Annotated in this window: 25 protein-coding genes, 6 tRNA genes, 1 other RNA gene and 1 pseudogene; 27 read left to right on the top strand and 6 right to left on the bottom strand. The window is 50.5% G+C overall.

The annotated features are described in order from the left end of the window. The first annotated feature begins 70 nt into the window (after positions 1 to 70). Positions 71 to 1372, top strand: a complete 1302-nt coding sequence (gene eno / locus G5S52_RS21405; protein ID WP_165018345.1) for a phosphopyruvate hydratase — start codon at positions 71 to 73, stop codon at positions 1370 to 1372. Between the two features lie 209 nt (positions 1373 to 1581). Here eno and G5S52_RS21400 read toward each other — a convergent pair whose 3' ends face one another. The 3 genes from G5S52_RS21400 to G5S52_RS21390 are packed head-to-tail and all read right to left on the bottom strand — an operon-like array spanning position 1582 to position 4592. Then, positions 1582 to 2793, bottom strand: a complete 1212-nt coding sequence (locus G5S52_RS21400; protein WP_165018343.1) for an FAD-dependent 2-octaprenylphenol hydroxylase — start codon at positions 2791 to 2793, stop codon at positions 1582 to 1584. Next, entirely contained in the window at positions 2793 to 3995 is a 1203-nt protein-coding gene (ubiH, locus tag G5S52_RS21395) for a 2-octaprenyl-6-methoxyphenyl hydroxylase (protein WP_165018341.1), read from the bottom strand. The genes G5S52_RS21400 and ubiH overlap by 1 nt, the downstream gene beginning before the upstream one ends. Before the next feature lie 27 nt (positions 3996 to 4022). Further along, positions 4023 to 4592 (bottom strand): YecA/YgfB family protein, encoded by a 570-nt coding sequence (locus G5S52_RS21390; RefSeq protein ID WP_002537567.1) that lies wholly within the window; start codon positions 4590 to 4592, stop codon positions 4023 to 4025. Positions 4593 to 4864: 272 nt separating this feature from the next. On the opposite strand from G5S52_RS21390, the gene zapA reads away from it, so the two are divergent. The 5 genes from zapA to serA all read left to right on the top strand — a co-directional run bounded on the left by zapA (position 4865) and on the right by serA (position 8278). Further along, complete coding sequence (gene zapA, locus G5S52_RS21385) at positions 4865 to 5176, top strand: cell division protein ZapA (RefSeq protein WP_002537568.1); 312 nt, start codon at positions 4865 to 4867, stop codon at positions 5174 to 5176. A gap of 15 nt (positions 5177 to 5191) precedes the next feature. Then, positions 5192 to 5374, top strand: a non-coding RNA gene (gene ssrS / locus G5S52_RS21380) — 6S RNA. A 29-nt stretch (positions 5375 to 5403) separates the two neighbouring features. Then, positions 5404 to 6006: a 5-formyltetrahydrofolate cyclo-ligase gene (locus tag G5S52_RS21375; RefSeq protein WP_165018339.1), complete on the top strand. Its 603-nt coding sequence runs from the start codon at positions 5404 to 5406 to the stop codon at positions 6004 to 6006. 116 nt (positions 6007 to 6122) lie between these two features. Beyond that, positions 6123 to 6776: a ribose-5-phosphate isomerase RpiA gene (rpiA, locus tag G5S52_RS21370; protein ID WP_002537571.1), complete on the top strand. Its 654-nt coding sequence runs from the start codon at positions 6123 to 6125 to the stop codon at positions 6774 to 6776. Between the two features lie 272 nt (positions 6777 to 7048). Beyond that, positions 7049 to 8278: a phosphoglycerate dehydrogenase gene (serA, locus tag G5S52_RS21365; RefSeq protein ID WP_002537572.1), complete on the top strand. Its 1230-nt coding sequence runs from the start codon at positions 7049 to 7051 to the stop codon at positions 8276 to 8278. Positions 8279 to 8376: 98 nt separating this feature from the next. On the opposite strand, the gene G5S52_RS21360 is transcribed toward serA, so the two are convergent. Together G5S52_RS21360 and G5S52_RS21355 are read right to left on the bottom strand one after the other, a co-directional pair. After that, the gene (locus tag G5S52_RS21360; protein ID WP_165018337.1) at positions 8377 to 9075 is read right to left on the bottom strand and encodes an oxidative stress defense protein; all 699 of its coding nucleotides are present in this window, start codon (positions 9073 to 9075) and stop codon (positions 8377 to 8379) included. A 63-nt stretch (positions 9076 to 9138) separates the two neighbouring features. Then, positions 9139 to 10056 carry a LysR family transcriptional regulator ArgP gene (locus G5S52_RS21355; protein ID WP_165018335.1) on the bottom strand — a complete coding sequence of 306 codons (918 nt, stop codon included), beginning with the start codon at positions 10054 to 10056 and terminating at the stop codon, positions 9139 to 9141. A gap of 106 nt (positions 10057 to 10162) precedes the next feature. Between G5S52_RS21355 and G5S52_RS21350 the strand changes: the two genes are divergently transcribed. From G5S52_RS21350 to rpoS, 10 genes are all read left to right on the top strand, one after another. After that, positions 10163 to 10798 carry a LysE/ArgO family amino acid transporter gene (locus G5S52_RS21350; protein WP_165018333.1) on the top strand — a complete coding sequence of 212 codons (636 nt, stop codon included), beginning with the start codon at positions 10163 to 10165 and terminating at the stop codon, positions 10796 to 10798. Beyond that, the gene (locus G5S52_RS21345) at positions 10799 to 11290 is read left to right on the top strand and encodes a YbaK/EbsC family protein (protein ID WP_165018331.1); all 492 of its coding nucleotides are present in this window, start codon (positions 10799 to 10801) and stop codon (positions 11288 to 11290) included. A gap of 200 nt (positions 11291 to 11490) precedes the next feature. After that, complete coding sequence (gene ftsB, locus G5S52_RS21340; protein ID WP_165018329.1) at positions 11491 to 11763, top strand: cell division protein FtsB; 273 nt, start codon at positions 11491 to 11493, stop codon at positions 11761 to 11763. 26 nt (positions 11764 to 11789) lie between these two features. Then, positions 11790 to 12524: a 2-C-methyl-D-erythritol 4-phosphate cytidylyltransferase gene (gene ispD, locus G5S52_RS21335; protein WP_165018327.1), complete on the top strand. Its 735-nt coding sequence runs from the start codon at positions 11790 to 11792 to the stop codon at positions 12522 to 12524. 16 nt (positions 12525 to 12540) lie between these two features. Continuing rightward, the gene (ispF, locus tag G5S52_RS21330) at positions 12541 to 13026 is read left to right on the top strand and encodes a 2-C-methyl-D-erythritol 2,4-cyclodiphosphate synthase (RefSeq protein WP_002537579.1); all 486 of its coding nucleotides are present in this window, start codon (positions 12541 to 12543) and stop codon (positions 13024 to 13026) included. Further along, positions 13019 to 14077, top strand: a complete 1059-nt coding sequence (gene truD, locus G5S52_RS21325) for a tRNA pseudouridine(13) synthase TruD (RefSeq protein ID WP_165018325.1) — start codon at positions 13019 to 13021, stop codon at positions 14075 to 14077. The genes ispF and truD overlap by 8 nt, the downstream gene beginning before the upstream one ends. Further along, a complete protein-coding gene (gene surE / locus G5S52_RS21320) occupies positions 14058 to 14804 on the top strand; it encodes a 5'/3'-nucleotidase SurE (protein ID WP_165018323.1) in 747 nt (248 codons plus the stop codon). The genes truD and surE overlap by 20 nt, the downstream gene beginning before the upstream one ends. 15 nt (positions 14805 to 14819) lie before the next feature. Continuing rightward, positions 14820 to 15440 carry a protein-L-isoaspartate(D-aspartate) O-methyltransferase gene (locus G5S52_RS21315; protein ID WP_165018321.1) on the top strand — a complete coding sequence of 207 codons (621 nt, stop codon included), beginning with the start codon at positions 14820 to 14822 and terminating at the stop codon, positions 15438 to 15440. Between the two features lie 10 nt (positions 15441 to 15450). Beyond that, entirely contained in the window at positions 15451 to 16413 is a 963-nt protein-coding gene (nlpD, locus tag G5S52_RS21310; RefSeq protein ID WP_165018319.1) for a murein hydrolase activator NlpD, read from the top strand. A 55-nt stretch (positions 16414 to 16468) separates the two neighbouring features. Next, on the top strand, positions 16469 to 17446 hold the full coding sequence (rpoS, locus tag G5S52_RS21305) for an RNA polymerase sigma factor RpoS (protein ID WP_002537585.1): 978 nt from the start codon (positions 16469 to 16471) through the stop codon (positions 17444 to 17446). Positions 17447 to 17533: 87 nt separating this feature from the next. Here rpoS and mutS read toward each other — a convergent pair whose 3' ends face one another. Next, the gene (gene mutS, locus G5S52_RS21300; RefSeq protein WP_205744020.1) at positions 17534 to 20074 is read right to left on the bottom strand and encodes a DNA mismatch repair protein MutS; all 2541 of its coding nucleotides are present in this window, start codon (positions 20072 to 20074) and stop codon (positions 17534 to 17536) included. Between the two features lie 149 nt (positions 20075 to 20223). Between mutS and pncC the strand changes: the two genes are divergently transcribed. The 11 genes and pseudogenes from pncC (at position 20224) to G5S52_RS21245 (ending at position 26700) form a co-directional block, all read left to right on the top strand. After that, positions 20224 to 20721, top strand: a complete 498-nt coding sequence (pncC, locus tag G5S52_RS21295) for a nicotinamide-nucleotide amidase (protein ID WP_165018315.1) — start codon at positions 20224 to 20226, stop codon at positions 20719 to 20721. A 113-nt stretch (positions 20722 to 20834) separates the two neighbouring features. Continuing rightward, the gene (recA, locus tag G5S52_RS21290; RefSeq protein ID WP_002537588.1) at positions 20835 to 21878 is read left to right on the top strand and encodes a recombinase RecA; all 1044 of its coding nucleotides are present in this window, start codon (positions 20835 to 20837) and stop codon (positions 21876 to 21878) included. 17 nt (positions 21879 to 21895) lie between these two features. After that, complete coding sequence (locus tag G5S52_RS21285) at positions 21896 to 22327, top strand: regulatory protein RecX (protein WP_420835368.1); 432 nt, start codon at positions 21896 to 21898, stop codon at positions 22325 to 22327. A 155-nt stretch (positions 22328 to 22482) separates the two neighbouring features. Further along, positions 22483 to 25064 (top strand): annotated as a pseudogene (gene alaS, locus G5S52_RS21280) (alanine--tRNA ligase). A 482-nt stretch (positions 25065 to 25546) separates the two neighbouring features. Next, a complete protein-coding gene (gene csrA, locus G5S52_RS21275) occupies positions 25547 to 25744 on the top strand; it encodes a carbon storage regulator CsrA (protein ID WP_002537591.1) in 198 nt (65 codons plus the stop codon). 277 nt (positions 25745 to 26021) lie between these two features. Further along, a tRNA-Ser gene (locus tag G5S52_RS21270) sits at positions 26022 to 26114 on the top strand. A 12-nt stretch (positions 26115 to 26126) separates the two neighbouring features. After that, positions 26127 to 26203, top strand: a tRNA-Arg gene (locus tag G5S52_RS21265). Positions 26204 to 26251: 48 nt separating this feature from the next. After that, positions 26252 to 26328: transfer RNA gene (locus tag G5S52_RS21260), tRNA-Arg, on the top strand. Positions 26329 to 26338: 10 nt separating this feature from the next. Then, positions 26339 to 26431, top strand: a tRNA-Ser gene (locus tag G5S52_RS21255). Positions 26432 to 26447: 16 nt separating this feature from the next. Next, positions 26448 to 26524 (top strand) — tRNA-Arg (locus G5S52_RS21250). Positions 26525 to 26623: 99 nt separating this feature from the next. Continuing rightward, positions 26624 to 26700: transfer RNA gene (locus G5S52_RS21245), tRNA-Arg, on the top strand. Positions 26701 to 26766: the final 66 nt, after the last annotated feature.

Here is a 26766-nt window from a genome sequence, read left to right as displayed (position 1 = left end):
GGAAGCGGTCGCGAAGGTTGTGCGGCCGCTTTTCGCATTCTTAAGCTATTGACATACGAGAGGAAACACAATGTCTAAGATCGTTAAAGTTCTGGGCCGTGAAATCATTGACTCACGCGGTAACCCAACTGTAGAAGCAGAAGTTCACCTAGAAGGTGGTTTCGTAGGTATGGCAGCTGCTCCATCTGGTGCATCTACCGGTTCTCGCGAAGCACTGGAACTGCGTGACGGCGACAAAGCACGTTTCCTGGGTAAAGGCGTTCTGAAAGCAGTTGATGCAGTAAACGGCGCAATTGCTAACGCTCTGGAAGGTAAAGACGCGAAAAACCAAGCAGAAATCGACCAGATCATGATCGATCTGGACGGTACTGAGAACAAATCTAAGTTCGGTGCAAACGCAATCCTGGCTGTTTCTCTGGCGAACGCAAAAGCAGCAGCTGCTGCGAAAGGCATGCCACTGTACGAGCACATTGCTGAGCTGAACGGTACTGCTGGCGTATTCTCTATGCCTCTGCCAATGATGAACATCATCAACGGTGGTGAGCACGCAGACAACAACGTTGACATCCAAGAGTTCATGATTCAGCCAGTTGGCGCTGCAACTCTGAAAGAAGCAGTTCGCATGGGTGCGGAAGTATTCCACAACCTGGCAAAAGTACTGAAGTCTAAAGGCTACAACACTGCAGTTGGTGACGAAGGTGGTTTCGCACCTAACCTGAAATCTAACGCAGAAGCACTGGAAGTTATCGCAGAAGCAGTTGCAGCAGCTGGCTACGAGCTGGGCAAAGACATCACTCTGGCGATGGACTGTGCAGCATCTGAGTTCTTCGACAAAGACGCTGGCATCTACAACATGAAAGGCGAAGGCAAAACCTTCACTTCAGAAGAGTTCAACCACTACCTGGCTGGCCTGGTAGATCAGTTCCCAATCGTTTCTATCGAAGACGGTCTGGACGAGTCTGATTGGGATGGCTTCAAGCACCAAACAGAACTGCTGGGCGGCAAAATCCAGCTGGTTGGTGACGACCTGTTCGTAACTAACACTAAGATCCTGGCTCAAGGTATCGAGAAAGGCGTAGCTAACTCTATCCTGATCAAGTTCAACCAGATCGGTTCTCTGACTGAAACTCTGGCTGCAATCAAGATGGCTAAAGACGCAGGCTACACTGCTGTTATCTCTCACCGTTCAGGTGAAACTGAAGACGCAACTATCGCTGACCTGGCGGTAGGTACTGCGGCTGGCCAAATCAAGACTGGTTCTATGAGCCGTTCTGACCGTGTTGCTAAGTACAACCAACTGATTCGTATCGAAGAAGCACTGGCTGGCAAAGCACCTTACAAGGGTCTGAAAGAAGTTAAAGGCCAAGCGTAATCGCTTACCCGAAGCAACTTTTGATTGAAGACGGCGCCGAAAGGCGCCGTTTTTTTATGGGGTTAGGAAAAAAGGTCCTAGGAGAAGAGCAGATCCTAGTGCCTAGGAAGTGCAGGTTCGGTGAAATGAAAATGCTCAGTACCGTTTTGTCGTTTCACAATGGTATGAATTCTATTTCTAGGACCTAAGTCCTGGGACCTTAAATAAATCTACTTCTTCGCCAGTTTTGGCAAATCACCTGTCAGTCCAAGCGCCCGCTTAATGAACTGGGTTTTGATGCCCGGAAGTGTGGCGGCTGCCATTAGGCCAATACCACGAATGAGTTTCTTCGCCGGGTTTTCGCCAGCAAACAAATCGCGGAACCCTTGCATTGCGGCAATCATTTGTGCGGCTTCAGCTTTACGCCAGCGTTCGAAAGCACGGAGGTTGGTTTTTTCACCAATGTCTTTGCCTTCATCACTTAAGCGGATCAGCTCTTGTGCCAGCGTCGCGGCATCCAAGAGGCCCAGGTTTACGCCTTGACCTGCCAGCGGATGAATCGTGTGGGCGGCATCGCCAATCAGGGCAGCGCGCTCGACCACGAAGTCTCTCGCGTAACGCATTTTCAGTGGAAAGGCTGCACGTTCACCGTCAACCGAGCAAAGGCCAAGGCGGAGATCGAATGCAGCACTCAAGGCTTTGTTGAATTCGTCTTCAGGCATGGAGCAACGAGCATCGGCATTTGCCGGTGATTGCGACCAAACGATCGAACTTAGGTTCGGATCAGACAGTGGCAGGAAAGCCAGCGGGCCATCCGGAGTGAAAATCTGGCGTGCGACACCATCATGAGGCTCTTCGGTCCGGATATTGGCGACCAGCGCGCTATGTCCGTAATCCCAATGGGTTAATGGAATCGATAGCTGGTTGCGTACCCAGGAGTTAGCACCGTCAGCCCCGACCACGAGTTTCGCGGTAATGGCGCTGCCCGATTCAAGGGTTAGCCAGGCTTCTGTCTCACCAAACATCATGCTGGCGCAGCGGTCTGGGCAGAATAGGGTGACATTTTGTTGCTGCTTCACGCGCTCAAACAGTGCCAGCTGAATAACGCGGTTTTCAACGATGTAACCAAGGTTGGGTTGACCCAAGTCCATCGCATCGAAATCAATTGCGGCGAAGCTGTCTTGTTCCCATACCGACATTTTTTGATATGGACTTGAGCGTCGGGATTGAATGCCTTCCCACGCGCCGACGTTTTTCAGAATACGCTCACTGGCGCGGCTCAACGCAGAAACGCGAAGGTCGGGCAAGGGAGCGAGTTCTGGCTCCGGCATTTTGCCTTCGATGATCGCGATGCGAAGATCGCTGTCTGCCAGTGCAGCAGCGAGTGTCAGACCAACCATGCCACCGCCGATAATGGCGATGTCTACATTTGTCATTTTCATTATCGTTCTACCAAGCCCATTGCACGTTTCAGCAATGGCGCTTTCAATTCGCTAAAGACTGACATGGCTGCCAGCCCCAGGTTTCGTCCCAGAATCAGTGGTGCTGTGGTGTTGGAGAATCCGTGAACCAAACCTGATGTCATGGCGACTGTGGTATCGCGGTCTGGTTCGCGTCGTGCGAGGTATGATTGAAGCACAGGCATTTGACCGCAATCTTTGCCATCAGCGTGCGCTTTGGCGATTTCTTCAGCCAGCGATACCACATCACGAAGACCAAGGTTAAAGCCTTGGCCGGCAATCGGGTGAAGCGTTTGTGCCGCATTCCCAACCACGGCAAAGCGGTGACTGATAAGACGGGTTGCCTGACGCAGAATCAACGGATAGCTGCCACGCTGACCAACATGCAATAGTCGTCCCAAACGCCAGCCGAAAGCCTGTTGCAGTGCTTGTGCAAACTCATCGTCAGACATGGAAAGCATCGCCGGCGCTTCGTGAGGTTTGACGCACCATACCAGTGAGCTTCTGCCTTCAGACATCGGCAACAAGGCGACAGGGCCGGTTTCGGTAAAACGTTCGAAGGCACGGCCTTGATGAGCGAGTTCTGTGGTGACATTCGCTATCAGCGCAACCTGTTCAAAGTCATGCTCATGGCGCTCAATCCCCACCATATCGCAGCAAGATGATAGGGCGCCGTCCGCTGCGACGACCAGTTTTGCGGTCAGCGCTTTTCCATCATTGAGCGTCAGAGTGACACTGTCGATTTCGCGCTTGATATCAGTGACAAAAGCCGGGCAAAACAGCGAGATGTTTTTGGCTTTACCCAACGCATGGTGAAAAACGCGCCCGGCGTCGGCAAGCTCAATCACATTGCCGAGGTAATCCAGACCTTCTTCACGGGCATTCATTTCGGTCAGGCCGAAGTGGCCGCGGTCGGAGACATGGATTTTGCTGATCGGAGTGGCAAATGGCGACAAGGTTTTCCACACGCCGATGTTGTCGAGCAACTGGCAGCTACCATAGGAAAGGGCAATGCTTCGGGCATCATAGCCAGGGTGGCTGTTGTCCGGAATGGTGGCTTCCACTACCGCCACGGACAAGCCAGCCTGCGTCAGTTGCTCAATGGCCAATGCCAAAGTGGCACCTGCCATTGCGCCGCCTGCAATCACGACATCAAAATTTTGTGTTGATGGCTCAGCATCCATTCTGCGTCAGTCTCCGACAGTGATCTGTTAGTGCAGGGTTGGTTTTTCTTCGGTCTGCGGTTTGATGCCAAGCTCGGCATGAAGCGTCATTGCGCAGACGCGGACGTGCTCGATGACTTGTTCGAAAAGCAATGCCTGCTCTTCCATATCATCGTCCTCGTCAATGCCAAGCTGTGCAATTTCTGTCAGGTCTGCCAGCACTTCTTTCGAGTCGTCAGACAGTTTGCCTGCAGTGATACCGACTAAACCAATACCTGCGATAAAAGCACTTACCCACTCAGACAGCGCATCACCGCGATCAAGCAAGGATTCACTTTCATCCGGCAACAGCACTTCGAAATCCATCTGACCACCAGTGAGTTGCTGGCTCGCCAGACCAACGCTGGTTGCGGCCAGTGTTTTTGATTCATGTGGCCAGCCTGCACCGTCATTGGTGTAGTCATAAAGCATCGGCATCCAGTTACCCAACTCAGGGTCTAGTCCACCGCACAACATTCCCGCCAGAAGGCCATGCATTTCTGCTGGTGTTACGGCCAGAGAGTCAGCACGAAGCGTGGAAACCATGTTGCTGTATTCAGGTAAAGTTACTTGGGTCACGGGGTCACCTTGGGTACCGAAATTGTCTTGTCCGTATACTACCAGTTAGTCCTAAGTCACTGAACCTCTCTTCACGATAGAAGAAAGCAAAAGCGAGAATCAGGTTCACGATAGCTCTGATTTTCATCACATTGACGACTTTTCGTCTGCTTAGTCCGTCGAGAGACAATACGCGATAGGATAGACTTGAAGTTTAATCTGCCATTTTCTATAGTTTGCGCCCGTGACGTCAGGGTGCGACACCGCGCTTTGAAGGGAGCTCAGAAAAGAATATGACTACGCAAGCTGTTGAAATTCAGATCCTTGGCAAAATAATGCGTGTTAACTGTCCGGCAGGTCAGGAACAAGCGCTGAAAGAAGCGGCAGACGACTTTGATCAACGGTTGCACGAATTGTCTGAGCGCACTAAAGTAACGAATACAGAGCAACTGCTCACTATCGCGGCCCTGAATATCTGCTACGAATTGCGTGCAGAAAGACAGCAAAACACCGACGATAAGAATGATATGGAACAGCGCATTGTGCTGTTGCAGCAAACGATTGAAGAGGCGTTGTTAAAACACAGCGCGTCGAAGGAAGCATAAGCCTTCCGAACCAGTTTGACCCTGGAGTGTGCGTCAGCGGATCCGCGTCCCTGAGCCGATAAGCACATCTAAGGGTGGGATGTTACATGCTTTTGAGCAAGCTCGGCTTGTACCGAGAAGCCTACGGTATGTTCTTCTCATCCGCCTTGAACCGCAGGGTTCAAGGGCAAAAGATCCCAACGGCACTCCGGGGCCAATCCCCATTAGCTTTGCGGCAAGGACAGCCGATGCAAGCGAACACTTCATCTCTTCGCAATGAACTGCGAAAAACGACCCGAGCCAAAAGACAATCCCTGACCGATGACGAGCAGCGTCATGCGGCGGCAGATCTTCTTTCCCATTTTCAGCAAGCTGACAGCATCCTTAACGCCCAGCGAATTGCGCTTTATTTGTCAGTAGATGGTGAGCTGGATACCCAACCTCTGATTGAGCATTGTTGGCGAGAGGGGAAAGATGTTTATTTGCCAGTGATTCATCCTTTCAGCAAAGGGCATTTGTTGTTCCTGCACTATCATCCCAAGTCCACCTTGGTGCCAAACCGCTACGGTATTCTAGAGCCGAAACTGAGCGTGCTTGATGTTTTGCCCGCTTACCAGCTTGATGTGATTTGTACACCGCTTGTGGCGTTCGATAAAAGCGGGCAGCGCCTGGGTATGGGCGGCGGGTATTACGACCGCACATTGGCTCCTTGGTATGAATCAGGACGGGGGGCGAAGCCTGTTGGTATCGCTCATGATTGCCAGCAGGTTGATGACCTTCCTGTTGAAGCGTGGGATGTGCCTTTGCCAGAGATTTTGACGCCATCCAAGCACTGGAAGTGGACGATCTAACCTGATCTACATCGATCCCGAATAACGGGATCTGCGTTTATAAAAATCTGCCCGCTCCAAAATCAGATCTGTATAATCGGCGTCGCGAATTACCCCTATTTACCCAGGAGATCCTCATGACTCAGGATGAAATGAAAAAAGCGGCTGGTTGGGCTGCGTTGGAATACGTGACCAAAGGCAGCATCGTTGGTGTTGGTACTGGCTCCACCGTTAATCACTTCATCGATGCCCTCGAAACCATGAAAGAGCAAATCAAAGGTGCAGTGTCGAGTTCAGTTGCATCGACCGAGCGTCTGGAGAAGATTGGTATTCCAGTTTTTGATGCGAACGAAGTGGCGAGTCTGGACATTTATGTTGATGGTGCGGATGAGATCAACCCAAACAACGAAATGATCAAAGGCGGTGGTGCTGCACTGACGCGTGAAAAAATCGTGGCGGCGATCTCCGAGAAATTTATCTGCATCATCGACGACAGCAAGAAAGTGGACGTGATGGGTCAATTCCCTCTGCCAGTGGAAGTGATCCCAATGGCACGCTCTTACGTGGCGCGTGAACTGGTTAAGCTGGGCGGCGATCCTTGCTACCGAGAAGGTTGTATCACCGATAACGGCAATGTGATTCTGGACGTGCACAACCTGCAAATCACCAATGCCAAAGAACTGGAAGACAAGATCAACGCGATTGCGGGCGTAGTAACTGTTGGCCTGTTTGCAAACCGTGGCGCAGATGTAGTGCTGGAAGGTACTGCAAACGGTGTAGTAAAAAGCTAAAAACAGTTAAGCGTTAATGGGTTAACACTTCAGTTTTTTTGAAGCAAAAGCCAAACGTTTGCGTATAAGTAACTCAATAAGTTAGCGGTGCCTTCATGGCGCCGTTTTTTTTCGCACTTATTACGTAATATTCTTACCCATGCAAATAAATTTTTGTTACCTTAGTCACTAATTGTACAAGGCCGACATAATCCTATCAAAAAGCGGCCTTTGACGTCTGGAAGACGGAAACCGAATTTAACGACAGGTTTTTTTTAAGGATGAGAACTGCAATGGCTAAAGTGTCGCTTGAAAAAGACAAAATAAAGATCCTTCTCCTTGAAGGTGTTCACCCAACTGCACTGGAAGTTCTTCAGGGTGCAGGTTACAGCAATATTGAATATCACAAAGGCTCTCTAGCCGGTGAAGAGCTTGAAGCGGCAATTGCTGATGCGCATTTCGTGGGCATTCGTTCCCGTACCCAACTGACTGAGAAAGTGTTTGCGAAAGCGCAAAAACTGGTTGCAGTGGGTTGTTTCTGTATTGGCACCAACCAGGTTGACCTGACTGCGGCAGCGAAGCGCGGTATCCCCGTATTTAACGCACCTTTCTCAAACACCCGTAGTGTTGCTGAACTGGTTCTTGGCGAGATTCTTCTTCTGCTTCGTGGCATTCCAGCGAAGAACGCTATGGCTCACCGCGGAGAGTGGATGAAGTCAGCGGACCGTTCGTTCGAAGCGCGTGGCAAAAACCTCGGTATCATTGGTTACGGTCACATCGGTACCCAACTGGGTATTCTGGCGGAAAACCTGGGTATGCGTGTTTTCTTCTACGACATTGAAAACAAGCTTTCACTGGGTAATGCGACGCAAGTGGCGTCAATGTCAGAGCTTCTGAACAAAAGTGACGTGATCACCCTTCACGTGCCGGAAACCGACTCAACCCAAGACATGATGGGTAGCGAAGAGTTTGCACGCATGAAGCCGGGCGCGATCTTCATCAACGCCGCGCGCGGTACAGTGGTTGATATCGATGCGCTGTGTGGCGCACTGGAAAGCGGTCACATTGGCGGTGCGGCAGTAGACGTATTCCCAACAGAGCCGAAAACCAACAGCGACCCATTTACTTCTCCGCTGCAAGCGTTTGATAACGTCATCCTGACACCACACATCGGTGGTTCAACTCAGGAAGCACAGGAAAATATCGGTATCGAAGTAGCCGGTAAGATGGTGAAGTACTCAGACAACGGTTCAACTCTGTCTTCAGTAAACTTCCCAGAAGTGTCGCTGCCTGAGCATACTGGTACGTCACGTCTGCTGCACATTCACCAGAACAAGCCAGGTATCCTGACCAAAATCAATACCATCTTCGCAGAAGAGAGCATCAACATTGCGGGCCAGTACCTACAAACCAATTCCGAGTACGGCTACGTTGTGATCGACGTCGAAACCGAGCACTCTGAAAAAGCATTGGAGAAACTTAAAGCGATCGAAGGTACCCTTCGCGCTCGTATACTCCATTGATTGACGATTTGTTCCCCCTAACAAATGTCTATCCCAGAAAGGAAAATGGCCGCATTAGCGGCCATTTTTCTTTTCAACACGTTGAATAAATCTGCGGTTTATTCGCCCAGTGCGTAAACCACTTCCACCTGATCACGGATAGTGATTTCAGCATCGTTATAGCTTGCAGCGACATTCGAGGCTTCTGCCATACGCATCATGGTTGGGCGAACCGGTGTTGATGTCATGTAGCGGATTTCCCAAACGCCAGCAAGACTCTCGCCGAAGCCTTTTGCTAAAGATTCCGCTTTAGCTTTTGCATCGGCAATCGCTGCCATTCGTGCTTGTTCTTTCAGTTCTACTTCCTTACTGGAGGAGAAACTGATGCCATTTACCCGGTTCAGTCCATCAGCCAATGCGCCATCCAAGACGCGGTTAAGTCGGGACAGATCGCTCACGGTCACCGTTACGTTTCGTGTGGCGCGGTAGCCGTTCAATTTGGGCTCGCTGTTTTTTGGGTAACTGTACTGAGGCTGAAGGTTAAGATTGGCGCTTTCGATGTCTTTACGTGCAATCCCCATTTTCTCCAATCGTTCCAAAAGCGTAGCTACAGCGTCATCAGACGCCTTTTTGGCGGCTTGGGCAGACGTGCGGGTAAGTGAGACAGCAACGTCTACGGTGGCGGTGTCCGGCTGGGCAACAATTTCACCAACTCCCATGGTTTCCAGGTGCGGAAAATCCGGTGAGGCAGCAGAAACTAACGGGGAAGACAGCGCAATGGCTGCACCAACTAACGAAGCAATAAGGTGTTTTTTCATGGTCTGGGTTCCATGTTGTTTTTTGAAGTTATATGGCTATGACTCCGGCAAGGCGGAAATAATTCACACTGTGCGGGATATTTTTCCTTCGCCGACAGTCTTTCGCGCATAATTTAAACAGGCTGATGACATCTCCGCCAATACGCCACTTTCCGTCGCGAAATGGTGCCAGTATAGGTGGCGGATGACACCATCGCCTGGACAAAGATCGATAAGCTCACCGGATGCCAGCTCTGACTCAATTTGTAGACGGGGTATCAAGCAGTAAGCCACACCTAGTTTGGCCATTTTGACGAAAGCCTCAGACGAGCGAACCATATGGCTACGCCAGCCGGGAGTGGGCAATTGAAAGCGTTCAGACACAAACTGAGTGTGCATATCATCGAAACGGTCAAACACCACTGCGGGTGCGCGGCTCACCGCTTCTGCATTCAAACCATCTGGAAAGTAGGTGGCTTTGAAGGCTGGAGTGCATACGCAAAGGTACTCCATCACTCCCAAGGATTCCGCCACACAGCCTTTCAGTGGCGTAGCTTCATTGCTAATGGCAACAACGGCTTCGCCTGATCGCAGCCGGTTCAGCGTGCGGCTTTCATCATCAACAATCAGGTTGATTTCGAGTGTCTGCGCTTTCATTAACGGGGAAAGGGCTGGCAGCAACCAAGTAGCAAGGCTGTCTGCATTGGTGGCGATAGGTACAGTAATAGGACCTGCCAGCCCTTCGGATGTTAGCTCTGGCAGCGTTTCCTTTTCAAGCAGTTGAACACGTCGGTGAAGGCCGAGCAGCTTTTTTCCAATGGCGGTGGGTTGCGGCGGCGTTTCGCGAATCAATACGGGCTGTGCGACCAAGGTTTCCAGCTGTTTGATTCGCTGGGAAACGGCAGATTGGGTGATGAAAAGCGCTTCTGCGGCTTTATCAAAGCCGCCGTTGGCGATGACGGTATCCAGTGCATCCAGCCAGCGGTAATCTAATCCCTTCATTTACGTCTCATTAGTTTTGCTTATCTGTGATTAAAATTATTAGTTTTACTTACGTTTGTCACCCCTCTAATTTGTACCTCAGCAATATGAATGTGGAGACAAAGTGATGAATAGCAGTGTTTTATTACAAGGGTTTGGTTTAGGGCTCAGTATGATCATTCCGATCGGTGCGCAGAATGCGTTTGTCCTCAATCAAGGGATCCGCCGTCATCATCATGTTGCGACGGCGACACTCTGCTTTCTCTGCGACTTTGCTTTGATTGCTCTCGGCGTTTTTGGCGGTGGTGCAATACTTTCCAGTAATGAAACCTTGCTGAGTGTCGTGACACTGGGAGGTATTGCCTTTCTGCTGACCTACGCTTACCAATCGCTTAAACGTGCTTGGATTGGCGAAGAGGAAAGTGCCGAGTCGGAGGGAGAAAAAACCGGTAAAGGACTCATGGCGGTATTGATTGGCGCTTCGGCAGTGACTTTGCTGAACCCTCACGTGTATTTAGACACCGTTGTGGTACTAGGCTCAATTGGCGGTCAGTTTGAACCTGCACAGCGAACCGCCTTTGCAGTCGGCACTATGCTTGCATCTATGGTCTGGTTTTATGGTATTGCATTGGGCGCTGCGAAAATGTCGCCAGTGCTTTCCAAGCCTAATGTGCGGAAAACCATTGATATTCTGGTTGCTGGCATGATGATTTATGTAGCATTTCTTTTGATGCAAAAATGGATGATGGGCCTGGAGGGATAAATGGCGCAGACGTTGAATGAAATTCTGCAAAAGAATATCAGTTTGATGACGCAATGCGGCGTGAGTTATCAAGAGTGGCAGCATGAACCTATTCTTGATTTTGCCACTGATGAAATCGTCGGCACACGCCTGGGTTGGACTGCAACACCCACTAAAAGCCTGTTTCTTAAATTCAAGAAGGGTGGTCATGCGCTTTTACTGACGCATCGTGATGCGAGATTGGATAGCAAGAAAATCAAAGCGCTGGTGGGGCAACGCCCTTCCATTGCCTCAGACGAAGAGATGCTAGAAAGTCTTGGCTGTGTACCCGGGGCGGTTTGCCCGTTTGGTATGCCAGATCACATACCACTGATAGTCGATAGCGTGTTGTTTGATTTTGAGTCTTTGATGTACACACCGGGTCCACCGGAATATACCTTTGCGTTTGCAGTGAGAGACCTCTCTGCCTTGCTGGGGGCGCTTCCCAATCCGGTTTATCACCTCAACGCCTGACCATTCTCCTGTCACTTATTTACGAAAAGACCACAATTCACTGTTCTGTCGCTGCCATTACTGGTGTGACAGGGGCGAATGTGGGATTATTACGGCTATTCTTTATGTAAGTGCCCACTGAGCCTAGACTTTGTGGGTCATGTTCTGCGTTTGGCGATGAATGCCAGACGGGTTTTGTTGAGTGTGTGGAGGAAAATTCAATGCGAATGCTGACAGTCTTGCTGTTCGTATTGTTTGGATGGCTCCAGTATCACCTTTGGTGGGGTAAGAACGGGGTAGACGATTACCTTGCAGTGACAGCCGTGGCCGAGTCTGTGGCACAGGCGAATGACAAGCTCCATCAACGTAACCAACAAATGTACGCAGAAATTGCAGATCTCAAACGTGGGCAAGAAGCGATTGAAGAACGTGCCCGCAATGAACTGGGCATGATCAAGCCGGGAGAAACCTTCTTCCGGGTTGTCAGCGATTAGCCCTCTCGCCTTTAAAGTAGAGAAACATGAATACCCCGGCCAGTGAAGAAACCGTAAGCTCGCCGCAATCTGTCGCGCCTGAAGTGGTCGCGATTGTCCCTGCGGCAGGAGTAGGTAAGCGTATGCGCGCGGACCTGCCGAAACAATACCTCACCATCGAAGATAAAACGCTGCTTGAACACACGGTGCATTACCTGCTGGAACACCCAAGCATCAATAAAGTCGTGATTGCGATTGGTGAAGAGGATGAATATTTCCACTCAACATCCCTTGGCAGTGATAAGCGTGTTGTGGTGACAACTGGTGGCAAAGAGCGCGCAGACTCCGTCTTGGCTGGCCTTCGCACAACTGATGCGGAATGGGTGATGGTGCATGATGCTGCCCGGCCCTGTGTCAGACATCAGGACATCGATGCACTGATTGCAGAGGCTATTAGTCACACCCATGGCGCTATTCTAGCCTGTCCGGTGCGAGATACCATGAAGCGCGGCACGGGCGACAACAAGATTGAAACCACAGTGTGCCGCGAGCAGCTTTGGCACGCCTTAACGCCACAAATGTTTAAGCGTGAGCAGTTACTTCATGCATTAGAAACAGCATTGGATAAATCGCTGGCAGTGACTGATGAAGCCTCCGCGATTGAGCTTGCGGGTGGCGCCCCCAAGCTGGTTTCTGGACATGCAGACAATATCAAGGTGACGCAGCCCGAAGATCTCGCGCTCGCCGCCTTTTTCCTGGCCCAACGCAATAGCGGCCAGTGAGACACGAGGAAGAAACATGATTCGTATTGGACACGGTTTTGACGTACACAAATTTGGTGGTGAAGGCCCAGTGATCATTGGCGGTGTGAAAGTACCTTATGAGCAAGGACTGGTCGCGCACTCCGATGGTGATGTGGCGCTGCACGCAGTGTGTGATGCTCTGCTTGGCGCAATTGCGGCTGGCGATATTGGCCGTCATTTCCCTGATACCGACGCTGAGTGGGAAGGGGCTGACAGCCGTTTTCTCCTACGCGATGTTTACGCCAAAGTGAAAGCAAAAGGCTATGTGATTGGTAACCTGGATGTCACCATCATGGCGCAAGCGCCGAAAATGGCACCGCATATTGATGCTATGTGTGCGGCGATTGCCCAGGATCTGGAAACGGATGTCAGCAACGTGAATGTGAAAGCGACAACCACCGAACGACTGGGGTTCACCGGCCGCAAAGAAGGCATCGCCTGTGAGGCTGTGGTGATCATCCGTAAGGATTCCAATGACTGATGTAATGAACGCACTGGCTTACCTGCATGGTCAGCCAGCAGCAACTGGCCGTCTAAAGGCCAAAGCAGAAGATTTTTTCGTTAGCGAAGCACTGGATTTCACGCCTGCCGGACACGGTGAGCATTTTCTGGTACGTATCCGAAAGATTGGCGAGAACACTAAATACGTTGCTAATGAGCTGGCTAAAGCGTGTGGTGTTAAATCCCGTGATGTGAGCTGGGCTGGTCTGAAAGATCGCCACGCAGTGACGGAACAATGGTTCAGTGTGCACTTGCCAGGGCAGCCAGATCCGGATTTAAGCGAGTTTGTCGCGACACATGAAGGTGTTGATGCCATTTTGGACACTGCCCGTCACGACAAAAAACTGCGCCCGGGTGATCTGATTGGTAACCGCTTCAAGTTAGTGATCACAGAATTTGACGGTGATGACGCAATTGAAGCACGCCTTGCCGACATTCGCGACCAAGGTGTACCAAACTACTTTGGCAGCCAGCGATTTGGTCGTAACGGTAATAACGTGACATCAGCGCGCGACTGGGGCCAGGATAAATTCCGAGTACGTGATAAGAGTAAACGGAGCTTCTACCTGTCTGCGGCTCGATCATTCCTGTTCAACCAAGTGTTGTCTGTTCGAATTGAAAAGCAGCTTTGCCATACACCAATGCTGGGTGATCTGCTGATTGACGACAAAGAGCAGGTCCAACTGGTGGAAGACGTCGCCTCTGCGGAAGCACAGTTGCAAAACCACGAATGGCAAATCTCCGGCCCAATGACCGGTGACAATGCACTGCCTACTCAAGGTGAAGCACAGCTGTTTGAACAGGAAATCGTGGATACTGAGCCACATCTTCTGGCAGTGATTCGCGGTAACCGCATGCGTCACGAGCGTCGCCCGTTGCTGCTCTATCCTCAGGAAATGAGCTGGCAACATGAAGGTGACACTTTAACGATTGAGTTCTCTCTGCCTGCCGGATGCTTTGCGACAGCGGTGATGCGAGAAATCATGGAAGACAAATCAGAGGGAGAATCAGATGCACATTTTGATCAGTAATGATGATGGCGTGTTTGCTGACGGCATCAATGTACTGGCAGAAGTGCTGTCTGAGATAGCGACAGTGACCGTTGTCGCCCCGGATAGAAACCGCTCCGGCGCTTCTAACTCCCTGACACTGGAAAACCCGCTTCGCCTGCGGGAAGTGGGTGAGCGCCGTTACGCTGTTCAGGGCACACCGACTGACAGTGTGCATGTCGCGTTGAACGCGATCGTCACAGATAAAGTGGATTTTGTCATTACAGGGATCAATCACGGAGCCAATCTCGGTGATGATGTACTGTATTCAGGCACGGTCGCCGCTGCGACAGAAGGCTTTTTCATGGGAGTGCCTGCGATAGCCGTCTCTCTTTGCGGCAACACGCATTTCCATACAGCGGCGCAGGTGGTAAAAAAAGTGGTGCTCAATGATAAAGAGATGCCACTACCGCGCAATCGCCTGTTAAACATCAATGTCCCTGACGTTCCTTTGGATGAAATTCAGGGGTGGCAAGTCACAAGACTCGGTGCGCGTCACCGTGCGGAAGACATGATCAAAGATAAGGATCCCCGTGGACAGGCGATTTATTGGATTGGCCCTCCGGGTGCAAAGCAAGATGCTGGCCCAGGCACTGATTTCTATGCCATTGAAAATAATTGTGTCTCTTTGACACCACTTCAGGTCGATCTGACAGCGCATGATACGATCGACACTCTGAATCTTTGGGTTACAAACGCAACGGAATAACAAAGGGTGACATTAGTGAATTACTCGCATTCACTTATTCAACTACTTCGCCAACAGGGAATATCAGATCAACGTGTGCTGGAAGCAATAGGACGCTTGCCGCGACATCTGTTTGTTTCTGAAGCCATGGCGCACCAAGCCTACGACAACAATGCACTGCCGATAGGCTTTGGGCAGACTATCTCGCAGCCCTATATCGTTGCGAAAATGACGGAGCTTCTCGGTCTGCGACACGACAGTCGTGTTCTAGAAGTTGGTACAGGATCGGGTTTTCAGACATGTGTGCTAGCGCAACTGGTTGAGCATGTTTATTCCGTGGAGCGAATTAAGCAGTTGCAAATGGTCGCGAAGCGCCGTTTTAAGCAGTTTGAGCTGTATAATATCTCGACAAAACATGGGGATGGCTGGCAAGGTTGGGCAAGCAAAGGTCCTTTTGACGCCATTATTGTAACAGCAGCTGCAGCAAGCATGCCTCAGGCGCTGATTGAGCAACTGGCAGACGGTGGATCCCTGATTGTACCTGTCGGTGAGAACGATCAAACCTTGTATCGTGTTACACGCAGTGGTGACGAATTTGAAACAAAAGCCATTGAAGCGGTTCGATTTGTACCACTTGTAGCTGGTGATTTGGCGTAGGTAACTTTTGGTGGCAGTGGTTTCAATTCAGTTGAAAATTTTAGTATTTCTCTCTGTGTTGGGATTATTGTCTGCATGCTCTGTGACAAGCCCTGCACCTGTCTCTAGTGTTGGCCCCGATTATGGGCAGATTGAACGTGGCAGCTACCGCGGCAGCTACTATGAGGTTCAAAAAGGCGACACACTGTACTATATCGCTTACGTCACGGATCGTGACGTTAACGACATTATCTCTGCCAACAACCTTAGCGCGCCCTATACCATTTTCCCCGGTCAGAAGCTGAACTTATGGCGGGAGAAATATGTTCCTCCAGCCTATGGTAAGAAGGACGCTAACGCGGGTGCCGCTGTGGTGGTTGCAGCGACCGCTGGTGCAGCAACGGCACCTGCCGTTGTGGCAACAACACCTCCTGCTGTTTCAGGATCTTCTGCTAAATCGAAGCAAGATAATCAAAAAATCGCTTCGCAAAAAAAGTCGGGATCGTCATCTCAAAATAAGAAAAATGTTGAACAGCAAAAAGTGAAGGAGTACAGTCAACCTGTAACAAAAAACAAACCGTCTACTGATAAAACCGTTAACAAACCATCTGGTGCCCCCGAAAAAATTAGTTGGCAATGGCCCTCTAAGGGACGAGTCATCTCAGGATTCTCTAGCTCAGAGCTCGGAAATAAAGGGATCGACATCGCTGGTAACCGTGGTCAAAGCATTAACGCTTCAGCAGATGGAAAAGTGGTTTATGCAGGTAATGCGCTACGGGGTTACGGAAACTTAATCATTATTAAACACAATGATGATTACTTAAGTGCCTATGCGCATAATGACCGCATCTTTGTTTCGGAACGTCAGAGCGTCAAAAAGGGGCAGAAAATAGCTTCTATGGGCAGCTCTGGTACAAACAGTGTCCGGTTGCACTTCGAGATTCGCTATAAAGGAAAATCGGTGAACCCGTTAAGGTATTTGCCGAAACGGTAATCCGAGACAGATCTTGCTGTACTGTCTAGCTGCTACGCCAAAATTGGGAGGCGCTATGAGTCAGAATAATACTGCAAAGAAAGTTGACGACTTGGTTGTTGAAGATGTTGACATGGAACAACTAGAAATCGAGTCTGAAGACGAAGTAGCTGAAGAGGTAGAAGAGTCCGTATCGTTTGCGGCATCCTCGAAAGCTCTCGATGCAACGCAACTCTATCTAAGCGAAATAGGTTACTCTCCTCTGCTGACAGCGGAAGAAGAAGTACTCTATGCACGTCGTGCCCTTCGCGGCGATGAAGCTGCCCGCAAACGTATGATCGAAAGTAACCTCCGTCTGGTGGTCAAAATCTCCCGTCGTTACTCTAACCGTGGTCTTGCACTTCTTGATCTGGTTGAAGAAGGCAACCTCGGTCTGATCCGTGCGGTTGAGAAATTCGATCCTGAGCGTGGTTTCCGCTTCTCTACCTATGCAACGTGGTGGATTCGTCAAACCATCGAGCGTGCCATCATGAACCAGACGCGTACTATCCGTCTGCCTATCCATGTGGTTAAAGAGCTTAACGTTTATCTGCGTACCGCCCGTGAGCTGGCACAAAAGCTGGATCATGAGCCAACAGCAGAGGACATTGCCCTGCAACTCGACAAACCAGTTGAAGATGTCAACCGCATGCTTCGCCTGAATGAGCGTATCAGTTCGGTAGATAACCCGATTGGTGGTGATTCAGAGAAAGCATTGCTGGACATCATCCCTGACGAGAAAGAAGGCGGTCCAGAGAACACCACGCAAGACGATGACATGAAAAAGTCTATCGTTCACTGGCTTCAGGAATTGAACCCTAAGCAGCGTGAAGTGCTGGCACGTCGTTTCGGCTTGCTGGGTCACGAAGCGTCAACGTTGGAAGATGTGGGTCGTGAAATTGGTCTCACACGCGAACGTGTTCGCCAAATCCAAGTTGAAGGCTTGCGTCGTTTACGTGACATGCTGACGCATCAGGGACTGAACATCGAGTCTCTGTTCAACACTGAGCACTGATAGCACCTTTTTATCAACACTTTGTGTGCTCAATAAAAAAGCCCCTTTTGGGGCTTTTCTGTTTTTATCATCTGGCGCGTCGATAAGTCAAAGCAGCGCTTTCAGACGGTACAAGGCATCAAGTGCTTGTCTTGGCGTCAGGTTATCCGGCTCGACATCAGCCAGCGCTTTTTCTACTTCACTAAGCTCTGGCAGCAGTGAAAGCTGGGCGGCGGCACTGCTGGTTGGTGTGGCTTGCTCACCTGTCACTACTTCGTGTCCGCTGGCTTCCAACTGGCGAAGCTTGGTTTTCGCTCGTTGAATCACGGTTTTGGGTACACCTGCTAACCCTGCAACCGCGAGACCGTATGACTTACTCGCCGCGCCTTCCTGAACCGCGTGCATAAAGGCGATTTCATCTCCATGCTCTACAGCGTCCAAATGCACGTTCACTAACCCCGGCACCTGCCCGGACAATTCCGTCAGCTCAAAGTAATGGGTCGCAAACAGCGTCATCGCCTTAAGCTTTTCTGCCAGCCACTCTGCACTTGCCCATGCCAGTGAAAGACCGTCATAGGTACTGGTACCGCGGCCAATTTCATCCATCAGTACCAGACTGTTTTCTGTAGCGTTATGAAGAATGTTTGCTGTCTCTGTCATTTCGACCATAAAGGTTGAGCGGCCAGAAGCCAGATCATCGGATGCACCGATACGCGTAAAGATACGGTCGACAGGACCCAGGGTGACGGATTCTGCCGGTACATAAGAGCCGATATGTGCCATCAGGGTGATCAGCGCAGTTTGACGCATGTAGGTCGATTTACCACCCATATTAGGACCCGTGATGATCAACATACGGCGGTCTGGATTGAGTGAGGTTGGGTTTGCGATAAACGGTGCGTCCATCACTTGCTCAACTACTGGATGTCGACCGCCAGCGATATCAATGCCACGTTGTTCAGTCAGCGTCGGGCGGCAGTAATTCAGTGACTCAGCACGTTCAGACAGATTAGCCAGTACATCGAGGGTGGAAAGCGCTTCAGCGGCGCGTTGCAGCTTCTCAAGATGTGGTAGCAGTTGGTCGAACAGCTCTTCCCAGAGCTTCTTCTCAAGTGCCAGTGCTTTTGACTTGGAATTGAGTACCTTGTCTTCGTGCTCTTTGAGCTCCGGGATAATGTAACGTTCAGCATTTTTCAGTGTTTGACGGCGCACGTAGTAAGGCGGCACCAGATGACTTTGACCACGGCTGACCTGAATGTAGAAACCATGAACCTGATTGAATCCGACTTTCAACGTATCAATGTCGTGACGGTCTCGCTCACGTGCTTCCAGCTCCTCAAGATAGCGTGTGGCGCCATCAGCCAGATCGCGCCATTCATCAAGCTCGGCATTGTAGCCCGGGGCAATGACACCACCATCGCGGATAACCACTGGTGGCGCTTCCACAACGGCGCGTTCGAGTAGCTCAGCAAGTTCCGGCATCGGGGCGCTGGCTTTTTTCAGCGGGGCAATCGCTTGATCCTGGACCTCATCCAGTAAGCTTTCGATTTCCGGCAATTGCTGCAATGCGCCGCGGAGTCTTGCCATATCGCGAGGGCGTGCAGATCGAATCGCCAGTCGCCCCAGAATACGTTCCATATCGCCAACAGGGCGAAGTGAGTTTGCCAGATCGACGTAGAGCCCTGTGTCTTTGAGAGCCGTGATGGCATCCAGACGACGGTTCACAATCTTAAAATCACGCATTGGTTGGTGGAGCCAGCGTTTCAGAAGACGACTGCCCATCGGCGTAGTGGTTCTATCGAGGACAGACGCGACAGTATTTTCCAGTCCACCCGACAGATTTTGGGTGAGTTCCAGATTGCGTCGTGTGGCGGCATCCAGAATCACGGACTGATCTTTGTTTTCTTTCACCAAGGCGCGAATGTGGGGAAGGGCGGTGCGCTGCGTGTCTTTGACGTACTGCATCAGACAGCCTGCAGCCGCAAGACCAAGCGAGCACTCTTCAACACCAAAACCGACCAGGTCCTTGGTGCCGAATTGCTGGTTTAGCTGTTGTTTTGCTGTCTCTAAATCAAATTCCCAGATAGGGCGTCGGCGGCTGCCTTTGCACATGTCGGTCAACGATGGAAATGCAAAATCTTCCGGATACAAAAGTTCGGCCGGGCGAGTGCGCTGCAATTCTGCCTGCATTTCTTCTTCTGTTGCGGGTTCACTCAGGAGGAAACGGCCAGAAGTGATATCCAGCGTGGCGTAACCAAAACGTTCACCGTGAGTGAAAATCGCCGCAATCAGGTTATCGACGCGTTCACTTAACAGCGCCTCATCGGAAACGGTACCCGGCGTCACAATACGGACGACTTGACGCTCAACAGGCCCTTTGCTGGTGGCTGGATCGCCGATTTGTTCACAAATCGCAACCGATTCTCCGAGCTGAACCAGACGGGCGAGGTATCCTTCTACAGAATGGTACGGAACGCCTGCCATCGGAATCGGTTCACCGGCTGAGGCACCGCGTTTGGTCAGAGAGATATCAAGCAACTGGGATGCGCGTTTAGCATCGTCATAAAACAGCTCGTAGAAATCACCCATTCGGTAGAAAAGAAGTTCTTCGGGATGCTGCGCTTTGATTTTCAGGAATTGCTGCATCATCGGCGTGTGATTTGCTGTCGCTTGTACTGTCACTATCTGGCCTGCAAAATTACAAAGATAAGAGAAGGCAACAAGGATACGTGAATCGCGATGAATGGGTAAAGTATCGATCTCGCGATGAAGTAAAAACAAGGCCGTAAGAGGACATCATGGAGCAACTCGTTAAGCTGGCAACACAAATAGGCGAAAGACTGAAAGCGTCGAACCAAACGGTGACCACGGCAGAATCCTGCACAGGTGGCGGTATCTCCTATGTACTGACCGAGGTGGCAGGGAGCTCTGCGTGGTTTGAGCGAGCCTTTGTGACCTACAGCAATGACGCAAAGCGTGAATTGGTCGGTGTGGCAACAGACACGTTGGTGGATCATGGCGCCGTCAGTGAAGAGGTGGTTGCGGAAATGGCCGCAGGTGCATTGAAAGAAGCCAATGCTGATTTCGCCCTGGCCGTCAGCGGTATTGCAGGTCCCACCGGTGGCAGTGAAGAAAAGCCGGTAGGCATGGTGTGCTTCGGTTGGGCAACCCGCAAAGGCATTGTCACAGAAACCTGTTTGTTCGATGGTGACAGGCATGAAATTCGCCGCAATACCATTGCACATAGTCTGTGTCGCTTACTCTCTTATTTAGAAAGCGAAAAACCGGAGCAGTAACACGAAAAGCGAAGAAAAATTTTATACAGGGCTAGACACTGTATAAATGGACAGTATACTTAGCATCAATTAAACAGTTATCTGAGCGATTATTGCTTCCGTTGGAGAATCAAATGGACGACAACAAACAGAAGGCGTTAGCCGCAGCCCTGGGACAGATCGAAAAACAATTCGGTAAAGGTTCTATCATGCGTCTGGGTGATGACCGCACGATGGACATTGAGACCGTTTCTACTGGCTCTCTTTCTCTGGATATCGCGCTGGGCGCAGGCGGTCTGCCATACGGCCGTATTGTTGAAATCTATGGTCCTGAGTCTTCAGGTAAAACCACTCTGACACTGCAAGTTATTGCAGAAGCACAAAAGCAAGGCAAAACCTGTGCGTTTATCGATGCGGAGCACGCACTGGACCCTGTATATGCACGCAAACTGCACGTCGACATCGACAACCTGCTGGTGTCCCAGCCAGACACTGGTGAGCAGGCGCTGGAAATTGCTGACGCACTGACGCGTTCAGGTGCAGTTGACGTTATCATCATTGACTCCGTGGCGGCACTGACGCCGAAAGCGGAAATTGAAGGTGAGATGGGTGACTCTCACATGGGTCTGCAGGCACGTATGCTTTCTCAGGCGATGCGTAAACTGACGGCGAACATCAAAAACAGCAACACCCTGATGATTTTCATCAACCAAATCCGTATGAAGATTGGTGTGATGTTCGGTAACCCAGAAACCACTACTGGTGGTAATGCACTGAAATTCTATGCTTCTGTTCGTCTTGATATCCGTCGTATCGGCTCTATCAAAGAAGGCGATGAAGTCGTGGGTAACGATACCCGCGTGAAAGTCGTGAAAAACAAGATTGCAGCACCGTTTAAACAAGCTGAATTCCAAATCATGTATGGTGAAGGTATCAACCTTTACGGTGAGCTGATTGACCTGGGTGTGAAACACAAGCTGGTTGAGAAAGCTGGTGCATGGTACAGCTACAACGGCGATAAAATTGGCCAGGGTAAAGCAAACGCATGTCGATTCCTGAAAGAGAATCCAGAAATCGCGAAAGAATTGGATAAGACTCTGCGTGACATGCTACTACAAACCGGTCAGCCGCAAGCAGAGAACAACGACGCTGAACTGCCTGAAGAGGAAGCGTTCTGAGTCTAACTGCAAAAGAATTGGCGGTGGGCATGTTGTCCCGCCGCGACCATTCTGAACTGGAGCTGCGTCAGAAATTGGCGCAGCGACAGTGCCCTCCTGAAGAAATCGATGCCGCAATAGAACACTGTCTATTCCATAATTGGCTGGATGATAAACGTTTTGCCGAAATGCTGCTTCGCCACGGGGCCTCGAAAGGTCATGGTTGGCAACGCATATGCTTTGACGCTAAACGCAAGGGCATCAGCACATCATTGTTGGAAATTGCGCAGGAAAACCAACAACATGATTGGTTCGAATTGGCAAAAGATCTGGCTAAACGCCGTTTCGGTAATTACGACGGCACCTTACCGACGGTAGATTTCAAGCAACGTGCAAAGTGGACCCGTTACCTGCAAAGTCGCGGTTTCAGCTTCGACCAAATAAGCTACGCCCTCTCGAAAGACGACTAAAACCCAGCGATTGCAGGCATAGTCTGCGATCTATCTTGTTTATGCCTCTTTTCGCAATTGGTCAGGTTGTTTACAATGACCGCCAATTGACTCTGATCACGTCGCCTGTTAAGCGACGCAGTGATTACTACAACTCCAATTTTCAGGATTAGCCAATGTACATGAGCACCGACGAGATCCGCCGCGCGTTTCTCGAATTCTTTGAAAGCAAAGGGCACACTATCGTGCCTAGCTCATCGCTCGTGCCTGCCAACGACCCAACGCTGTTGTTCACAAACGCAGGTATGAACCAGTTTAAAGATTGCTTCCTAGGCCTAGAAAAACGCGCCTATACCCGAGCGACAACAGCACAGCGCTGTGTGCGTGCCGGTGGTAAGCATAACGACCTGGAAAACGTAGGCTTCACTGCCCGTCACCACACTTTCTTCGAAATGCTGGGTAACTTCAGCTTCGGTGATTACTTCAAAGAAGACGCTATCGCCTTTGCGTGGGAATTCTTGACTGAAGTACTGCAACTGCCAAAAGACCGCCTGATGGTGACGGTTTACGAAACAGACGACGAAGCATTCGCGCTGTGGAACGAGAAAATTGGTATTCCAGCTGACCGTATCGTTCGCATTGGTGACAAGAAAGGTGGCAAGCCATACGAGTCAGATAACTTCTGGCAGATGGGTGACACTGGCCCTTGTGGTCCATGTACTGAAATTTTCTACGATCACGGTGAGCACATTTGGGGTGGTCCTCCAGGTTCTCCAGAAGAAGATGGCGACCGCTTCATTGAAATTTGGAATAACGTATTCATGCAGTACAACCGTCATGCCGATGGCACGATGGAACCACTGCCTAAGCCTTCTGTTGATACAGGTATGGGTATCGAGCGTATCGCTGCGATTATGCAGGGCGTTCACTCAAACTATGAAATCGACATCTTCCAAACCCTGATTAAATCAGCAGCGGAAGTGATTGGCTACGAAGACCTGTCTAACCAGTCTCTGCGTGTTGTGGCTGACCACATCCGTTCTTGTGCATTCCTGATTGTTGATGGCGTCATGCCTTCAAACGAAGGTCGTGGCTACGTTCTGCGTCGTATTATTCGTCGTGCAGTTCGTCACGGTAACAAGCTGGGCGCAACAGGCTCTTACTTCTACAAGCTCGTAGGCCCTCTGGCTGAGATCATGGGTACCGCAGGTGAAGAGCTGAAGAACCAGCAAGCAATGGTCGAGAAAGTGCTGAAGATTGAAGAAGAAAACTTCGGTCGCACACTGGATCGCGGCATGGCAATTCTGAACGATGCTTTGGAAGCGCTGGATGGCAAAGTGCTGGACGGTGAAACTGTCTTCAAACTTTACGATACCTACGGCTTTCCAGCTGATCTGACTAATGACGTGGCACGTGAGCGTGGCTTCACTATTGATGAAGAAGGCTTTGAGTCAGCGATGGAAGAGCAGCGTCAACGCGCGCGTGAAGCAGGCCAATTTGGTACTGACTACAACTCTGTGATCAAAGTTGAAGGTAATTCTGAGTTCACCGGTTACGGTGCGACCGAAGGCAAAGGCTTGATCACTGATATCTTTGTTGATGGTATGGCGTCTGAGACGCTGGCAACAGCAGATGAAGCTGTGATCATCATGGACCAAACGCCGTTTTACGCAGAATCAGGCGGCCAGTGCGGTGATACGGGCTTCCTGATGACAGATTCGGGCAAGTTCGAAGTTATCGATACCCAAAAATACGGCGCGGCTATTGGTCTTCGCGGTAAGTTGGTTGATGGCATGCTGAGCGTTGGCGACAATGTGGAAGCCAAAGTGAATGCAGAGCGTCGTCAGGCGATTGCACTGAACCACTCAGCAACTCACTTGCTGCACGAAGCGCTGCGCATTGTATTGGGCGAGCATGTTCAACAGAAAGGTTCTTTGGTCCGTGCTGAAGGTCTGCGTTTTGACTTCTCTCACCTTGAAGCAGTGAAGCCTGAGGAACTGCGCGCCGTTGAGAAACTGGTGAACGAACAAATTCGCCGTAACCACGACGTGTCTACTGAAATCATGGACATTGAAGCGGCAAAAGCGAAAGGTGCAATGGCACTGTTCGGCGAGAAGTACGACGACAATGTTCGCGTACTGACCATGGGCGATTTCTCTATCGAACTGTGTGGTGGTACTCACGCCAATCGTACTGGTGATATCGGTATGCTCAAGATCGTTTCTGAAGGCGGTATCGCAGCAGGCGTACGTCGTATTGAAGCGGTAACGGGTCAAGGTGCAGAAGATGCGTTCTATAGCCAGCAGCAAGAGTTTGCGAAGAAGGTGTCTGAATCTCAGAGCCGTGCGAAATCTTTGGAAAAAGAAATCCAGCAGCTGAAAGAAAAACTGGCGGCTCAGGAAAGCGCAAGCCTGATCAACAAAGTACAGGATATTAACGGTATCAAAGTACTGATCAGCAAGCTGGACGGTGCAGATAACAAAGCATTGCGTACCATGGTTGATGATTTGAAAACCAAATGGGCAGCGGTGTGGTGTTCCTGGGCAATGTGTCTGACGACAAAGTTGGCCTGATTGCGGGTGTGACCAAAGACCTGACTGGCAAAGTGAAAGCGGGTGAGTTGGTCAACATGGTTGCACAGCAAGTCGGCGGTAAAGGCGGTGGTCGTCCTGATATGGCACAGGCAGGTGGTTCTGATACTGCGGCGCTGCCAGCGGCTCTGGAAACCGTTGCTCCTTGGCTGACAGAGCGCCTTTAAGCGCAATTCAACGCCGTTAAGTTGATGTAAAGAAAGGCTTCCGATGGAAGCCTTTTTTCTTTCCATGACTAAGATAAGTTTATTCTTTGCACTTTTTTTTTAACTCTGTATAGTGCATCGCCTTAATGTGTGTGTGGCTATGTTTTATTCGCTGCATGCACCTGATTTTTGCCCGGTAGGATGAACTTTTCCCGCCTCGCAGTATCTGACAACGTGATCTTCTGGGCACAGGGGTCACAATGTCTGGATTCGGTATGCGAAATCTCATTGGTTAACTGGAGTTAGCTAAAGAAATAAGCCATATTGAAAGGCCAGACGGGCACAGGTTATCTGTATTGGCCCGCAACGGATGCTCGCAAGGAAGGAAAGTAGTTGAAAGTCCATCTCGGAGCTTACGCTGCCGTGTGAGTTTACCTCGTGCAGTTAGAAGACCAAACAGACTCAACGAATAAGAAAGTTGTAAATACTCAAGGAGTAGAAGAATGCTGATTTTGACTCGTCGCGTAGGTGAAACGCTGATGATTGGTGATGAAGTGACTGTTACCGTACTGGGCGTAAAAGGTAACCAGGTACGCATTGGTGTAAACGCGCCTAAAGAAGTTTCTGTTCACCGTGAAGAGATCTACATGCGTATACAGGCAGAAAAGGGCAACCCAGCGCCAACTGGCGGTAACTTCTAAGCACTGCGTATTTAAGTTTTCAGAAAGGCCGAACATAGACTCGGCCTTTTCTTTACCTAAACGCATTTAAACTGACGATTCAGTGCCCCAGAATGACTGCCAGACTGTGGTTTTTTAAGGTGGTCAGGTTGTTCATTTAAAACACAATTGGTGGCGATTTTGCCTCGCTAAAGCGGCAAATGGCGGAGAAGTGTGCAAACACAACGAGATTGCGGATTTTTCCCGATAAAGTGTTTGACATATTCTTGGCTCAAAGTAATATGTGCCTCCGCAAGACGGTGAGGTGGCCGAGAGGCTGAAGGCGCTCCCCTGCTAAGGGAGTATACGGTTTGTAGCCGTATCGAGGGTTCGAATCCCTCCTTCACCGCCATTCTTGCACTGCGCGACCGTAGCTCAGCTGGATAGAGTACCTGGCTACGAACCAGGCGGTCGGAGGTTCGAATCCTCCCGGTCGCGCCATTATTTTTGTTTTTTGGTCGATACCAGAAAACAAGCCCGAATTGTTGTGCGCTCGTAGCTCAGCTGGATAGAGTACCTGGCTACGAACCAGGCGGTCGGAGGTTCGAATCCTCCCGAGCGCGCCATGATTTGTGCGGTGAGGTGGCCGAGAGGCTGAAGGCGCTCCCCTGCTAAGGGAGTATACGGTTTGTAGCCGTATCGAGGGTTCGAATCCCTCCTTCACCGCCATTTGTAAATTAGTTGCGCGTCCGTAGCTCAGCTGGATAGAGTACCTGGCTACGAACCAGGCGGTCGGAGGTTCGAATCCTCCCGGACGCGCCATCCTAATTTGCACTCCCCTAAGGCAATTGCCTTTCCAAGGACGAAGCTCCGTTTCCGACGAAGCGCTGGCATCCGGATGATGCATGAAGTGTTTACTGCGCGCTCGTAGCTCAGCTGGATAGAGTACCTGGCTACGAACCAGGCGGTCGGAGGTTCGAATCCTCCCGAGCGCGCCATATCACTTTCACCTTGATTGATACCTTTATGCAATCAATGCCTGCGCGACCGTAGCTCAGCTGGAT

It is taken from the genome of Grimontia sedimenti (assembly GCF_011045095.1).
Lineage (GTDB): Bacteria > Pseudomonadota > Gammaproteobacteria > Enterobacterales > Vibrionaceae > Enterovibrio > Enterovibrio sedimenti.
The sequence above is the reverse complement of the archived record's forward strand: the minus strand, read 5'-3'. Positions and strand labels throughout refer to the sequence as shown.

Excerpts from the sequence above, each read along its gene's own strand:
- G5S52_RS21345 (WP_165018331.1), top strand. The coding sequence starts at position 10,799 with ATGGCGCAGACGTTGAATGAAATTCTGCAAAAGAATATCAGTTTGATG.
- rpiA (WP_002537571.1), top strand. The coding sequence starts at position 6,123 with ATGACTCAGGATGAAATGAAAAAAGCGGCTGGTTGGGCTGCGTTGGAA.
- surE (WP_165018323.1), top strand. The coding sequence starts at position 14,058 with ATGCACATTTTGATCAGTAATGATGATGGCGTGTTTGCTGACGGCATC.
- zapA (WP_002537568.1), top strand. The coding sequence starts at position 4,865 with ATGACTACGCAAGCTGTTGAAATTCAGATCCTTGGCAAAATAATGCGT.
- ispD (WP_165018327.1), top strand. The coding sequence starts at position 11,790 with ATGAATACCCCGGCCAGTGAAGAAACCGTAAGCTCGCCGCAATCTGTC.
- eno (WP_165018345.1), top strand. The coding sequence starts at position 71 with ATGTCTAAGATCGTTAAAGTTCTGGGCCGTGAAATCATTGACTCACGC.
- G5S52_RS21350 (WP_165018333.1), top strand. The coding sequence starts at position 10,163 with ATGAATAGCAGTGTTTTATTACAAGGGTTTGGTTTAGGGCTCAGTATG.
- truD (WP_165018325.1), top strand. The coding sequence starts at position 13,019 with ATGACTGATGTAATGAACGCACTGGCTTACCTGCATGGTCAGCCAGCA.
- mutS (WP_205744020.1), bottom strand. The coding sequence starts at position 20,074 with ATGATGCAGCAATTCCTGAAAATCAAAGCGCAGCATCCCGAAGAACTT.
- G5S52_RS21355 (WP_165018335.1), bottom strand. The coding sequence starts at position 10,056 with ATGAAGGGATTAGATTACCGCTGGCTGGATGCACTGGATACCGTCATC.
- ubiH (WP_165018341.1), bottom strand. The coding sequence starts at position 3,995 with ATGGATGCTGAGCCATCAACACAAAATTTTGATGTCGTGATTGCAGGC.
- recA (WP_002537588.1), top strand. The coding sequence starts at position 20,835 with ATGGACGACAACAAACAGAAGGCGTTAGCCGCAGCCCTGGGACAGATC.
- csrA (WP_002537591.1), top strand. The coding sequence starts at position 25,547 with ATGCTGATTTTGACTCGTCGCGTAGGTGAAACGCTGATGATTGGTGAT.
- serA (WP_002537572.1), top strand. The coding sequence starts at position 7,049 with ATGGCTAAAGTGTCGCTTGAAAAAGACAAAATAAAGATCCTTCTCCTT.
- rpoS (WP_002537585.1), top strand. The coding sequence starts at position 16,469 with ATGAGTCAGAATAATACTGCAAAGAAAGTTGACGACTTGGTTGTTGAA.
- G5S52_RS21360 (WP_165018337.1), bottom strand. The coding sequence starts at position 9,075 with ATGAAAAAACACCTTATTGCTTCGTTAGTTGGTGCAGCCATTGCGCTG.
- ispF (WP_002537579.1), top strand. The coding sequence starts at position 12,541 with ATGATTCGTATTGGACACGGTTTTGACGTACACAAATTTGGTGGTGAA.
- G5S52_RS21375 (WP_165018339.1), top strand. The coding sequence starts at position 5,404 with ATGCAAGCGAACACTTCATCTCTTCGCAATGAACTGCGAAAAACGACC.
- pncC (WP_165018315.1), top strand. The coding sequence starts at position 20,224 with ATGGAGCAACTCGTTAAGCTGGCAACACAAATAGGCGAAAGACTGAAA.
- ftsB (WP_165018329.1), top strand. The coding sequence starts at position 11,491 with ATGCGAATGCTGACAGTCTTGCTGTTCGTATTGTTTGGATGGCTCCAG.
- G5S52_RS21400 (WP_165018343.1), bottom strand. The coding sequence starts at position 2,793 with ATGAAAATGACAAATGTAGACATCGCCATTATCGGCGGTGGCATGGTT.